This is a genomic window from Agrobacterium rubi TR3 = NBRC 13261 (assembly GCF_000739935.1).
Classification (GTDB): domain Bacteria; phylum Pseudomonadota; class Alphaproteobacteria; order Rhizobiales; family Rhizobiaceae; genus Agrobacterium; species Agrobacterium rubi.
In genome coordinates this window covers 28557-40758 of the sequence record NZ_BBJU01000036.1, presented here as the reverse complement: position 1 = coordinate 40758, position 12202 = coordinate 28557, and the positions used below count along the sequence as shown (strand labels likewise).

11 protein-coding genes are annotated in these 12202 nt (G+C 56.9%); 2 read left to right on the top strand and 9 right to left on the bottom strand.

All coding sequences use genetic code 11. From position 1 onward, the window contains the following. A partial coding sequence (locus RRU01S_RS24110; protein WP_045232776.1) for a transposase occupies positions 1-195 on the bottom strand: 195 nt, incomplete at its 3' end. Positions 196-228: 33 nt separating this feature from the next. Between RRU01S_RS24110 and RRU01S_RS24105 the strand changes: the two genes are divergently transcribed. Further along, a complete protein-coding gene (locus tag RRU01S_RS24105) occupies positions 229-585 on the top strand; it encodes an adenylyl-sulfate kinase (protein WP_209806604.1) in 357 nt (118 codons plus the stop codon). A gap of 832 nt (positions 586-1417) precedes the next feature. On the opposite strand, the gene RRU01S_RS24100 is transcribed toward RRU01S_RS24105, so the two are convergent. The 8 genes from RRU01S_RS24100 to RRU01S_RS24065 form a co-directional block, all read right to left on the bottom strand. Further along, the gene (locus tag RRU01S_RS24100; RefSeq protein WP_045232775.1) at positions 1418-2485 is read right to left on the bottom strand and encodes a sn-glycerol-3-phosphate import ATP-binding protein UgpC; all 1068 of its coding nucleotides are present in this window, start codon (positions 2483-2485) and stop codon (positions 1418-1420) included. Then, positions 2485-3333 carry a sn-glycerol-3-phosphate ABC transporter permease UgpE gene (gene ugpE / locus RRU01S_RS24095; RefSeq protein WP_045232774.1) on the bottom strand — a complete coding sequence of 283 codons (849 nt, stop codon included), beginning with the start codon at positions 3331-3333 and terminating at the stop codon, positions 2485-2487. The genes RRU01S_RS24100 and ugpE overlap by 1 nt, the downstream gene beginning before the upstream one ends. 9 nt (positions 3334-3342) lie before the next feature. Further along, on the bottom strand, positions 3343-4224 hold the full coding sequence (gene ugpA / locus RRU01S_RS24090) for a sn-glycerol-3-phosphate ABC transporter permease UgpA (protein ID WP_045232773.1): 882 nt from the start codon (positions 4222-4224) through the stop codon (positions 3343-3345). Positions 4225-4293: 69 nt separating this feature from the next. Beyond that, a complete protein-coding gene (gene ugpB / locus RRU01S_RS24085) occupies positions 4294-5595 on the bottom strand; it encodes a sn-glycerol-3-phosphate ABC transporter substrate-binding protein UgpB (RefSeq protein WP_045232772.1) in 1302 nt (433 codons plus the stop codon). Between the two features lie 133 nt (positions 5596-5728). Then, a complete protein-coding gene (locus RRU01S_RS24080) occupies positions 5729-6544 on the bottom strand; it encodes an inositol monophosphatase family protein (protein WP_045232771.1) in 816 nt (271 codons plus the stop codon). Positions 6545-6568: 24 nt separating this feature from the next. Further along, the gene (locus RRU01S_RS24075; protein WP_045232770.1) at positions 6569-7627 is read right to left on the bottom strand and encodes an ABC transporter ATP-binding protein; all 1059 of its coding nucleotides are present in this window, start codon (positions 7625-7627) and stop codon (positions 6569-6571) included. Then, positions 7624-9873: an ABC transporter permease gene (locus RRU01S_RS24070; RefSeq protein WP_045232769.1), complete on the bottom strand. Its 2250-nt coding sequence runs from the start codon at positions 9871-9873 to the stop codon at positions 7624-7626. Before RRU01S_RS24070 ends, RRU01S_RS24075 begins: the two co-directional genes overlap by 4 nt. 97 nt (positions 9874-9970) lie before the next feature. Next, positions 9971-10999 carry an ABC transporter substrate-binding protein gene (locus RRU01S_RS24065; protein WP_045232768.1) on the bottom strand — a complete coding sequence of 343 codons (1029 nt, stop codon included), beginning with the start codon at positions 10997-10999 and terminating at the stop codon, positions 9971-9973. Between the two features lie 191 nt (positions 11000-11190). On the opposite strand from RRU01S_RS24065, the gene RRU01S_RS24060 reads away from it, so the two are divergent. Continuing rightward, complete coding sequence (locus RRU01S_RS24060) at positions 11191-12198, top strand: LacI family DNA-binding transcriptional regulator (protein WP_045232767.1); 1008 nt, start codon at positions 11191-11193, stop codon at positions 12196-12198. Positions 12199-12202 lie beyond the last annotated feature (4 nt).

Here is a 12202-nt window from a genome sequence, read left to right as displayed (position 1 = left end):
CCTCGCATTCTCGTCCTCGAGTGCCTTCAGCCGCTTCGCCTCGGAGACTTCCATGCCGCCATATTTGGCTTTCCAGTTATAAAACGTCGCTTCTGAAATCCCGTGCTTGCGGCAGAGGTCGGCCACCTTCGCGCCTGCCTCCTGCTCCTTCAGCACCGCAATAATCTGCTCTTCCGTAAATCTCTGCTTCTTCATTCGTCCGTCCTTTAATGGGCCGGACTCTAATCCATCCTGGAGGAAATTCGCAGTGGCAGGTCAGTGGCCAAGCTTATGGCAGATGCGGGCCTTATAACGCTCGTCTCGTTCATTTCGCCCTTTAGAGCAGAGCGGAGGATGGCACGCGAATTGGTGGGCGACAAAGAATTTGTCGAAATTTTCGTAGCCGCCTCTCTCTCTTTAGCCGAGCGGCGAGATGCAAAAGGTCTTTACGTAAAGGCACGTCGTGGCGAAATCAAAAATTTTACAGGTATTGATAGTCCCTACGAAGTGCCTGAGAACCCTGAACTAACGTTGGATAGTGCCGCATTCACCGCTGAAGAGTTGGCCGCGAAAGTGTTGCGGCACCTCGCATCGCTGAAGAACTGAGCAGTATGTGTCTGTATTCCCTTCGCACTGATCTTCGTATGGCGGTCGTCACTCGAAGAGCACAAATGCCGCCCAGAGCGACGTGTCCTCGGCCTTTTTTATATCTCGTTCTATAGCTGCAATCCGCGTTTTGCGGAGCGCAGCCGCGTAGTCGAGTTTGTCCTTGGATAGCGCACAATAATAGTGGGCCATGATACCCAAAAAAATATACAGCAATTACGGTCAAGATGGTCGGTAAAGACGCAATTACAGCAGGCAAATTTCGACCGACACGGAGCACTCATAGCCGACATTGGTGACGGTGATATGTTATCAACTGCCAGAGATTCCTGATCATCCACCTGCCCGGGTATTTCCCAAACAGGATATCTTCACACGATCTGTGCACCTGCCGGCTTGGTGGCCGCGCCACCGGTTCTTAAAGTTGTCGATTGAAGCAAATCAGTACTCTTCGTGCTCTCGTGTTAACTGAACGACGACACAACGGCAGCGATGTGCTAGCGGGTCTCCGAAAATCTTTCAGGCATAAGCGAAGCGCAAATTCTGCACCAGCATTTTCCCGCAAGCAAGACATGATGCGCTCCGCCCAGCTCGCCAACGACTGTCGTGTGGAGATAATCGTGGGTGACCCCGTCATCACAGTCATCCCAAGCTCAGAAAACGAAGGAGCAAGGGAATTGACTATCCGTCTGAACGTCCAGACCTGTGCCCTCAAGGCCCTAAGCCTCACTCAGGACCAAATGAACAGAGTACCGTCCGTGACGCCAGCAAGGCGCAAAGGGCTTCGAAAAACTGAAGCTGGGTCAACATCGGGGATGGCTGGATCTCTCTCTCAAGGGACATCGAGCCGCTGGCCACTCTCATTGAAATGATGAAAATCTTTCGCGTCGGCAGCAATTGTCAACATTTCGCCGATCTGAATACGGGAGCGTCCTGGAACGCGAAAAACGATCACCGAGCCATCGGAAAACGCGCCGTGGACATAGCTTTCTGCGCCGACAAGTTCAACCGCATCCACCCGCACCTCTCCGCGAAATCCGCTTGTTGTACCGATTGGATCCGCCACCGTGATATCTTCAGGGCGAATGCCGAGCGTGCGGACATTGCCGGGAAGCGATGTGCTATCGGCCAGTAGCCATCCGGCACCGGCCGCGTTGCCTGTAACATGCGGCAACAGGTTCATAGAAGGCGAGCCGATGAAGGTGGCGACGAAAGTTGTGGCCGGGCGTTCATACAGATCGATTGGACTGCCGATCTGCTCGATCCGTCCAGCGTTCAGCACCACCAGCCGGTCGGCCAGCGTCATGGCCTCCATCTGATCGTGGGTCACATAGACGCTGGTCGTGCCAAGCGCCCGCTGAAGTCGGCGGATTTCGACGCGCATTTGCACTCGTAGCTTGGCGTCTAGATTGGATAGTGGCTCATCGAATAGAAAGGCCGCGGGCTTACGGACAATGGCACGGCCCATGGCCACGCGCTGACGCTGGCCACCTGAGAGCTGGCGGGGTTTGCGGTCCAGAAACTGCTCGATCTCAAGCGCCTTGGCTGCCTCGTCGATGCGCCGGTCGATCTCCTCTTTCGGCGTGTTGCGGTTTTTCAGGCCGTAGGAAAGATTCTGGCGCACGCTCATATGCGGGTAGAGCGCATAATTCTGAAACACCATGGCAATGTCGCGTTCGGCCGGTTCCAGATCGTTGACGACCCGGTCTCCGATGGAAATCTCGCCGCCGGAAATGCTTTCAAGCCCGGCAATCATCCGCAACAATGTCGATTTTCCGCAGCCCGACGGGCCGACCAGAACGATCAACTCGCCGTCGGCAATATCCATCGATACTCCCTTGATGGCCTCGACAGAACCGCCATAGACCTTGCGGACATCCTTCAGGACAATTTTTGCCATTATTTTTCGGTCTCCACCAAGCCTTTGACGAACCAGCGCTGCATCAGCACGACGACGATAATAGGGGGAATGACAGCCAGGATCGCGGTGACCATCACATAGTTCCAGGGGGTCGAGGCGTCGGTAAAGTCCACCATGCGTCTCAGACCGATGATGATCGTGTTCATCTTGGCGTCATTGGTGACCAGCAGCGGCCACAGATATTGGGTCCAGCCATAGATGAACAGGATCACGAATAGCGCTGCGATATTGGTCTTCGACAGCGGCAGAAGAATATCGCGCATGAAGCGGAACGGCCCGGCATTGTCGATACGCGCCGCTTCAACCATTTCCCCGGGTATGGTCAGAAAGAACTGCCGGAACAGGAAGGTCGCGGTGGCAGATGCCATCAACGGCAGGGTTAGTCCGGCATAGGTATCGATCAGGCCGAGATCGACGATGACCTTGTATGTCGGCAGTATGCGCACCTCCACCGGTAGCATCAGCGTGATGAAGATCATCCAGAAGAAGCCCATGCGGAATGGAAAGCGGAAGAAGACAATCGCGAATGCCGAGAGAAACGAGATGACGATCTTGCCGATGGCGATGGCCAGCGCGACGACGAAGCTGTTGAACAGCAGCCGCTCAAGGCTGACGCCGACGACGCGCTCGACACCGGTGGACATGGCCTCACCGTAGTTCTCCGCCAGATGCCCGCCGGGCAGCAGCGACATGGGTGGACGGATGATGTCGTTGGAAGTCATCGAAGACGCGATGAAGGTGTAGTAGATCGGGAAGGCGACGACGATGATGCCGAGGATCAGCATCAGATGCGCGACCAGCTTGGCGACGGGGCGATTTTCGATCATGGTCTCACCTCAACCGTAATGCACACGCTTTTCCACGAACCGAAACTGGAACGCGGTGAGCGCAATGACGATGATCATCAAAATGACGGATTGCGCCGCCGACGAGCCGAGGTTCAGGTTGACGAAGCCGTCATTATAAACCTTGTAGACCAGCGTTTCGGTGGCCTTTGCAGGGCCACCGCCGGTGACGGAATGGATGATGCCGAAAGTGTCGAAGAAGGCGTAGACGGTGTTGACGACCAGCAGGAAGAACGTCGTCGGTGCCAGAAGCGGAAAGACGATGGTCCAGAAACGGCGGCTGCCACGCGCACCGTCGATGGAGGCCGCCTCAAGCAGCGATTTCGGGATGGCCTGCAGACCGGCGACGAAAAATAGGAAATTATAGCTGATCTGCTTCCAGGCGGCAGCGGCCACCACCAAAAGCATCGCCTGGTTTCCATCCAGCAGCGGATCCCAATCAATTCCGTTGCGGCGCAGCAGATAGGCGAATGTGCCCATAGCCGGATTGAACATGAACAGCCAGAGCATGCCGGCAACGGCCGGAGCCACGGCATAGGGCATGATCATGAGCGTGCGATAAAAACCTTTGCCGCGCACGACGCGGTCAGCGGCCGTGGCCAGCAACAGCGCCAGCCCCATGGAGACCAGTGCCGTGAACAGACTGAAAACGACTGTCACCCGCAGCGCATGCAGATAATTCGGATCTGACAGGACCGCCGAAAAGTTCGCCATTCCGACGAAATTGCTGGAAAGCCCGAACGGATCCTCGCGCATCGTTGACTGGTAGAGCGCCTGGCTGGCTGGCCAGAAAAAGAACACGACGGTGAGAACGATCTGCGGAGCGACCAGCAAATACGGTAGGACTTTGTTGGGAAAGATGACGCTTTGCACGGCGATCTCCTGAACGGACGGACGGTTTCGCCCGCATCGTCACAATGCGGGCGAATGAATTTCGGCTTGTTATTTGCCGATTGCCTGCTGGATGGCCGCGTTGCCGCGTTCGACTGCCTTGTCGAGGGCGGCTTTCGCGTCCTGCTTGCCAGCCAGCATGGACTCGAATTCCTCGTTCATAATGTCGCGGACCTGCGGCAGGTTGACGAGGCGGACACCCTTGGAATTTTCCGTCGGCGGCTTGCCCATCATCTGCAACAGCGGCGTTTCACGGCCCGGATTTTTGTCATAGAAGCCGGACGCCTTGGTTTCATCGTAAGCCGCTATCGTCACCGGCATATAGCCTGAAACCTGGTGTAGACGGGCCTGAATCTTGGTCTGCGAGAGGAAGTTGAAGAACTCTGCAACACCCTTGTATTCAGCATCGCTCTTGCCACCGAACACCCACAAGCTGGCACCGCCGGGAATCGTGTTCTGCGGTCCGTGACCTTCGTAATACGGCAGTTGGCCGATGCCGTAATTCATGCCGGTCTTGACGATGTCGCCAAGCCCACCGGAGGACTCTGTCAGGATTCCGCATTCACCAGACATGAACAGCTGCTTGGCTTCGGATGTGCGCCCGCCATAACGGAACACGCCTTCCTTTGCGAGATCGGCAATTGTCTGAAAATGCTCAACGAACAAAGGCGCATTGAAGGCAAGCTTCACATCCGTGCTGCCGAGGCCATTCTCATGGCTACCATAGGAGACGTTATTCCAGGCGGCAAAGTTCTCGGTCTGAATCCAGGTGAGCCATGTCGAGGTAAAACCGCATGCGGAAGCGCCGCTGCTCTTGATCTTGCGAGCGGCTGCAAACACGTCCGGCCAAGTCTTTGGCGGATTTGCCGGATCGAGGCCGGCTTTCTGGAACGTGTCCTTGTTGTAATAGAGGATCGGCGACGAAGAATTATAGGGGAAGGACAGCATGGTGCCGTCGGGCTTGGAATAATAGGCAACGATACCGGCAAGATATTTCGACTTGTCGAACTCGTATCCGCCCGCCTTCAGCACATCGGCTGCCGGTTTGATGGCACCTTCCGCTCCCATCATCACGCCACTACCGGCATCGAATACCTGAATGATGGCCGGAGGCTGTTTGGCGCGGAAAGCGGCAATGCCCGCATTCAGCGTTTCAGGATATGTCCCCTTGAAGACCGGGACGATCTTGTAGTCTTTTTGGCCCTCGTTGAATTCCTTGGCGAGATTATCAACCACCTCGTTGTTGGCACCGGTCATGGCGTGCCACCACTGGATTTCCGTGGCGGCGAAGGCTGTGGATGACATCAGCGCCGCGGCAGCAGTCGCGAAAATGGATGCGTAAAGGCGTTTCATACGTGTAGTTCCTCCCTTGATGCCGCCGGTGCTGTCTGCCCGGCTGGCTTGCCAACTTCAGGATCCTCCTCGATCCCGCATTTTCTCTTTCGTAGTCGATCATGGTCTCCATGAGCAATGACGAAAATAACTTTCACGCCTCGGCCTTGCCGGTCAACCCCGCGATACGACTAAGATCATCGATGGCACCCGGTGCTGCGGCAATGACCGGCGCACCCTTGGTCAGTTTCTCACCCTCGGTTGGGAATGGGTGAAACCAGCCGCCCGCCTCCCGAACAAGGCAGAAACCCGCCATGCAATCCCATGCGTGCATATAGGGCTCATAATACCCAACGAGCCGACCGGCGGCGACATAGGCCAGCATCAGCGCGCCGGAACCATTTCGGATGAAGTTCCCGCCTGAAGACAGCAGGTCTTCGATCATGCTCGCAACGAAAGCTGGCGTCACGTAATTATTGGCACCGATACCAGTGACCGAATTGCGGATGGTGCGTGTTTTGTCGAGCGTCAGCGCTTTACCATTCAACGTCGCGCCCATTCCCAGAGCACTGCTGTAGATTTCGCTGTGACACGGCGCATTGATGACACCGATAACGGGTTCGCCACCGCTGATCGCCGCAATCGAAACACACCAGTTTGGCATGCCATTGACGAAAGGGCTGGTGCCATCGATCGGATCGACGACCCACGTAAATGCAGATGTACCGGCGATTAGACCGTACTCCTCACCCAGAAATCCGTCTTCGGGAAACGCCTTCGCAACACGGTCGCGGATGAGGTTTTCGACTTCACGGTCGGCAATCGACACGACGTCCTGCGGATCACGCTTGGTCTCGATCACCAGTGCATCGCGGTTGTTGAAATAATCGAGCGCCTTGGCACCCGCTTCCAGCGCGATCTCCTGTGCCAACGTCAGTCGGCCCACGATATCCTGTTGTGTGAATTGCATGAATGAATCTCTCAAAAATAAGGCCTATTGTGAAATGATGGCGATGCCGCGCTCTTTGAAGCCAATCGCGACATCCGTAGCAGGATTGATCGGCCTCTCCACCGAAGGATCGACAACGAACAGCGCGCCTGCATCCGTCTCGACTTCATATTCGATGTGATCGCCGAGATAGGCGGCACTGGTAATTCGTCCACGAAACTCCGCTCTCGTCGCTGGCGAGAGAGTAACGGAATTTGGTCGCACCGCCAGTTGTCCGGGGCCGGGCGTTACGCCGCGGCTCGGCACACGGTGCACCAGACCCTGCACGCTAATGACGGCCTGATCCCCTTCGATGCCGAGGACCGTGCAAGGCACGACATTGGCCTCGCCCATGAAATCGGCGATGAAGGCAGAGGCGGGGCTTTCATAGAGATCGCGTGGTGATCCTTCCTGGGCGACGTACCCATCTTTCATGACGATGATGCGATCCGAGACGGCGAGAGCTTCGTCCTGATCGTGGGTGACATAAACGGCGGTGAACTGCAAACGCTGCTGCAATTCCCGAATTTCGGTGCGCACACGGCGACGAAGACGCGCATCGAGATTGGACAGCGGCTCATCCAGCAGCAGCACCTGCGGCTCCAGAACCAGTGCACGAGCAACAGCAACGCGCTGTTGCTGACCACCGGACAACTCGGCGGGAAGCCTCTGCCCCATACCCGCAAGCCCAACCAGTTCGAGGCCGTTTTCCGCCTTCTGTCGCGCTTCCTTGCGGTTGAGGCCTGATGATTCCAGACCGTAGGCCACATTGTCCAGCGAGCTCATATGTGGAAACAGCGCATAGGACTGGAACACCATCGAGACATCGCGCTCATTGGCTGGCAACATGGTCACATCCTTGCCGCCGATCAGGATGCGGCCGGAGGTCGGGTGTTCCAGGCCAGCCAGCATGCGCAGCGTCGTGGTCTTGCCGCAGCCGGATGGTCCCAGCAATGTCACGAGCGTGCCGGGCTCGATGGTCAAAGACAGGTCGTGGATGGCGGTAAAGGCACCGAACTGCTTGCGGATATTTTCAAGGAAGACCGAGCCTGGACGGTGGTTCATGTGGCTTTCTCCTGCGTGGCTGCGGTTGCAATCGGAGCTGGGATGGGGCTTGGCGTGGTGGCGGCGTGGACACGGTTTTCACGACGCAATCTGCGTTCACCGACCAGCAACTGGAAGCCGGTGATCACGGTAATCATCACCACGATCAGCATGGATGAATAGGCGATGGCGACGCCGTACTCACCGTTTTCGACCAGTCCGACGATATAGGATGTGGCCATGTTGTATTGCGCGCTGACGAGGAAGATGACGGCGCTGATCGAGGTGATGGCGCGCACGAAGGAATAGACCAGCGCGGCGGTGATGGCGGGGCGCAGCAGCGGTAAAATGACCTTGCGGATGGTGCGGAAACTGTTGGCGCGCAGCGTCATTGACGCTTCATCGAGGCTCTTATCGAGCTGGCTCATAGCCGCAATGCCGCCGCGCACGCCAACCGGCATGTTGCGGAACACGAAGCAGGCAACGAGGATCAGCGCCGTGCCGGTCATTTCCAGCGGTGGCAGATTGAAGGCCATGATGTAGCTGATGCCGATGACCGTGCCGGGAATGGCAAAGCTCATCATCAGCGCGAATTCGAACAGCCCTCGCCCGGCAAATTTCTGCCGCACGATGACATAGGCCGTGGCCAGACCGACGGCGGCCGTCAACGGCGCGGAAATCAGCGCGATCTCCATCGTGGTCCAGAACGAGTTCCAGGCAACGCCCGTCCAGGCAATGCCGCCATCGCGGATATTGAACGAAAAGGCGCGCGCGTAGTGGTCCAACGTCAGCGAATTGTCCAGACCCCAGGTTTTGACGAAGCCGCCGAAGGCAATCATGCCGTAAACCACTACGGTGAAGATCATCCATGGAATGACCAGTGCATGGACAAAGATGGACAGTGATTTCGGCAGCGCGATATGCGATCCGGAATCCCCTTTACCTGTGACGGTGGCGAAATTCTTTCCAGCCAGCCAGAAGCGTTGCGCCAGAAAGGCAGAGAGCGTGAAGCACAGAAGAATGAGGGCGAGCACAGCGGCACGCGATGGATCGTTCTGCGAGCCAACGACGGCAAAGAATATCTCCGTCGATAGCACGCCATGGCTGCCGCCCAGCACCAGCGGATTGCCGAAATCCGCCATGCTTTCGATGAAGCCGATCAGGAAGGCATTAGCCAATCCGGGCTTCATCAGCGGCAGCGAGACGCGCCAGAAGGTGCGCCAGCGATCCGCACGCAGCGTCTGCGATGCTTCCTCCATTGATGGGCTGACGCCTTCGACAACGCCAATCAGCACCAGAAACGAGATCGGCGTAAACGACAGTACCTGAGCAATCCAGATGCCGGTCAGGCCGTAGAGCCAGCGGCTGGGTTCAATTCCGAAGAGGTCTGAAAGCCCCATCGTCACCATTCCGGCGCGCCCGAACAGCAGCGTCAGCGCCAGACCGATCACAAAAGGCGGCGTGATGATCGGCAACACGGTCAGCAAACGCAAGCCCTTCTTGAACGGAAAGCGGGTGCGGGTGGCGACAAGCGCAAAAGCTAAACCAAGAAGCGTCGATCCGGTTGCAGTCATAATCGCCAGCCACAAGGTGCGCCAAGCCAATCCGCAGCGGTCCCCGCCGATGACGCAACTCAGGCTCCAGATGGATGGGTCTTGAATGTTGCGTGCAAAACCAGTCGCGTTAAACGAGCCGTCGAAATCCTGGAGACCACCGACGAACATACTGCCAATCGGATAAAACACGAAGATTGCCACCAGAAAGACAAGCAACGATATGGTGGCGACAACGAAAGCATCACCTTTCATAACGCCCCGTTCCGCAAGACCGAACGCGAAGATCAGTACGAAGACGAAGGCCGACAGCATCGCCCCTGCCCCCATTGCGGGTTGACCATTGTCAAGCGAGCCGAACAGAATTTCGCTGATCGTCCAGTTCCATCCGGAAAAGCCGATCGCCAGTCCTTGCAGCGCCAGAAAAACCACGCCTGCACCACCTGCCAAGGCGAGGATTTTTCCGCGCAGCATGGGATCGGCAATGAACCGCGCAGAGATTGCGGCCAGCAGCGCCAACAGCGCAAACGCCAGCCATAACCGTCCGTGGCTGAGAATCTGCAAGAGGCCGGGGCCATTGGCTGCGTCGCTGAAGAAACCGGCAATCCATTTGAATGACAGAAAGCCGCCTTCGATCCGGTACCAGGGCAGGATAAGGAAAGCTGCAATGCCAGCAGCCAGCGTCAGGTCCAGCCTTCGGTTGCGATTGTCCATAGCGGCCGCGCATCCTTCGATGTCAATTTGAGCAGGATGTTGGGAGATGCGCGGCCGCCAGTTCGTGGCCGCGCAGTGATGCTGCTGTCAGCAGCGATTAGTTGGCTTTGGCACCGATCTCGGTGTCCCAGCGGCCCAGCAGTTCTTTGCGCTTTTCAGGATCGCCGTAGGTCTTGAAATCGTAATCGATCAGCTTGATATCCTCGAACTTCGGTGCCTCTTTCGGAATCTCGGCATTCTTGTTCGAGGGCAGCTGGAAAGACTTGGCGTCCTTCATATGCGATTGAACCTCTGCCTTCAGCGCCCAGTCATACCAGATCTTGGCATTTTCCAGATTGCGTGCACCCTTGACAATCGACATAGAGCCGATCTCGTAGCCCGTGCCTTCGCAAGGCGCGATCGACTTGACCGGAAAACCTTCAGCTGTCTGCGCAACGGCGTCATGCATGAAGACGATGCCGATTGCCGTTTCACCGCGCGCAGCAGCCTTCACCGGGGCGGAGCCTGACTTGGTGTATTGGGAAATATTGGCGTTGAGCTTACCGAGATAGTCGAATGCCTTGTCCTCACCCATGATCTGGACGAGCGATGCAAGCGCTGTATAGGCAGTGCCCGACGAATTCGGATTGGCGATCTGGATCTCACCCTTGAAGGACGGATCGAGAAGATCGGCCCAGCACTTGGGCTCCTTGTATCCCTTGGTCTTGAAAATTTCGGTGTTGTAACCCCAGCCAAGCGCACCGGCGTAAACACCGACGGTCTTGTAGCCGGAGCTTTCTGCCTGCTTCCTTGCCCAGTCCTGCAACTGATCGAGCATGGGCGACTTGTATTCCAGCGTCAGGTTTTCGGATGCGGCCTGGAGATGCGGATCGCCCGTTCCGGCCCACCAGACGTCAGTCTTCGGATTGCGTGCCTCAGCGCGGATTTTGGCATAGGTCTCGCCGGAAGACAGCCGAACCATGTTGACCTTGATAGGGTTTTCTTTTTCGAACATGTCCTTCATCTGCTCGCAAATGACCACGTCAGCCGAGCAGATGAGATTAAGATCGCCAGCCGCCAAAGCCGTCGATGCACTGAAAGCCAAACCAGCCGCCAAGCTGACCGCCGCGATATGCGCTGCGCCCATAATTCTTCCTCCCATTTTGAATGACGCCTCCACGTCATGCGCTTTGCAAGCGTGTGCAAAGCCTTGATGATGTCGACGAGAATGTCAACCGATAATCTGCACAATTACTAATTCTAATGGGGGAAAGGGCTGTCATCACCCCGTTGCACAGTATTGCAATCATGTGCAATGAATGCGTAAACGAGGCTGTGATGAGCGACCGTAAAATCTTCGTAAGTGCCAAAGACGTCGCCGACCGCGCAGGTGTTTCGCGGTCGGCCGTATCCCGAACGTTTACAGCTGGTGCCAGCGTTTCCGAGGAGACGCGGCGCAAGGTTATGGAAGCGGCAGACGCGCTCGGTTATCACGTCAATCACCTGGCACGCGGGCTTATGCGCAACGAGAGCGGCATCGTTTGTCTGGTAGTGTCGGAGCTCGATACTCCTTATCGCGCCAGTTTGATCAAAGCGCTGACCCAGGAGTTGCAGGCCAACGCCAAGGTGGCGATGCTGATCAATACCGACCGCTCCGATCAAAGCGTCGAGCTGGCGCTGAGACAAGCAATTCGCTACCGCGCAGATGCATCCATCATTCTTTCAGGCATGCCGGACAAGTCGATTACGGATCTGTGTCTGCGCAACGGCCAGCGGCTGGTGCTGATCAATCGCGACGATGAACAGGACGGTCCGTTGCGCATCAACCTTGATGATCGCGAAGCGGCGAGCCGCGCTTTTACCGCTTTTCTGAGAGCCGGTTGCCGCGAGTTCGGATTTGCCAACTCGCAGGCAATGACTCCAAGCCTGATGGCGCGTGAAGAGGGCTTCCTGGCTGCCGGCCGCCAACATGGACTAACTGTCACCGTCGAACGGTTCGGCTCGACCTCCTATCAAAGCGGCACTGTTCTGGCGCAACGCTTCATGACACGCGCCAAACGCCCCGATGCCGTGTTTTGCGCCACTGATCTTCTTGCCTGCGGTCTGATGGATGCCGTTCGCCAGCAGTTTGCGTTGCATATACCGTCAGAACTATGCGTTATCGGCTTCGATAATATAGAGCAGGCGTCATGGTCCTCTTATGGCCTGACGACCTTCGCTCAGCCGGTGCAACTCATCGCCAACAGAGCCGTTGCGTGGCTCAGCCAACCCGTCGAAACGGTGAGTGGCGACCTGAGCAAAATCGTGCCGGAACTCATTTGGCGCGGCTCGGTACGCGGGAGGTAGAACC

Excerpts from the sequence above, each read along its gene's own strand:
- RRU01S_RS24075 (WP_045232770.1), bottom strand. The coding sequence starts at position 7,627 with ATGAACCACCGTCCAGGCTCGGTCTTCCTTGAAAATATCCGCAAGCAG.
- RRU01S_RS24080 (WP_045232771.1), bottom strand. The coding sequence starts at position 6,544 with ATGCAATTCACACAACAGGATATCGTGGGCCGACTGACGTTGGCACAG.
- ugpB (WP_045232772.1), bottom strand. The coding sequence starts at position 5,595 with ATGAAACGCCTTTACGCATCCATTTTCGCGACTGCTGCCGCGGCGCTG.
- RRU01S_RS24070 (WP_045232769.1), bottom strand. The coding sequence starts at position 9,873 with ATGGACAATCGCAACCGAAGGCTGGACCTGACGCTGGCTGCTGGCATT.
- RRU01S_RS24065 (WP_045232768.1), bottom strand. The coding sequence starts at position 10,999 with ATGGGCGCAGCGCATATCGCGGCGGTCAGCTTGGCGGCTGGTTTGGCT.
- ugpE (WP_045232774.1), bottom strand. The coding sequence starts at position 3,333 with ATGATCGAAAATCGCCCCGTCGCCAAGCTGGTCGCGCATCTGATGCTG.
- RRU01S_RS24100 (WP_045232775.1), bottom strand. The coding sequence starts at position 2,485 with ATGGCAAAAATTGTCCTGAAGGATGTCCGCAAGGTCTATGGCGGTTCT.
- RRU01S_RS24060 (WP_045232767.1), top strand. The coding sequence starts at position 11,191 with ATGAGCGACCGTAAAATCTTCGTAAGTGCCAAAGACGTCGCCGACCGC.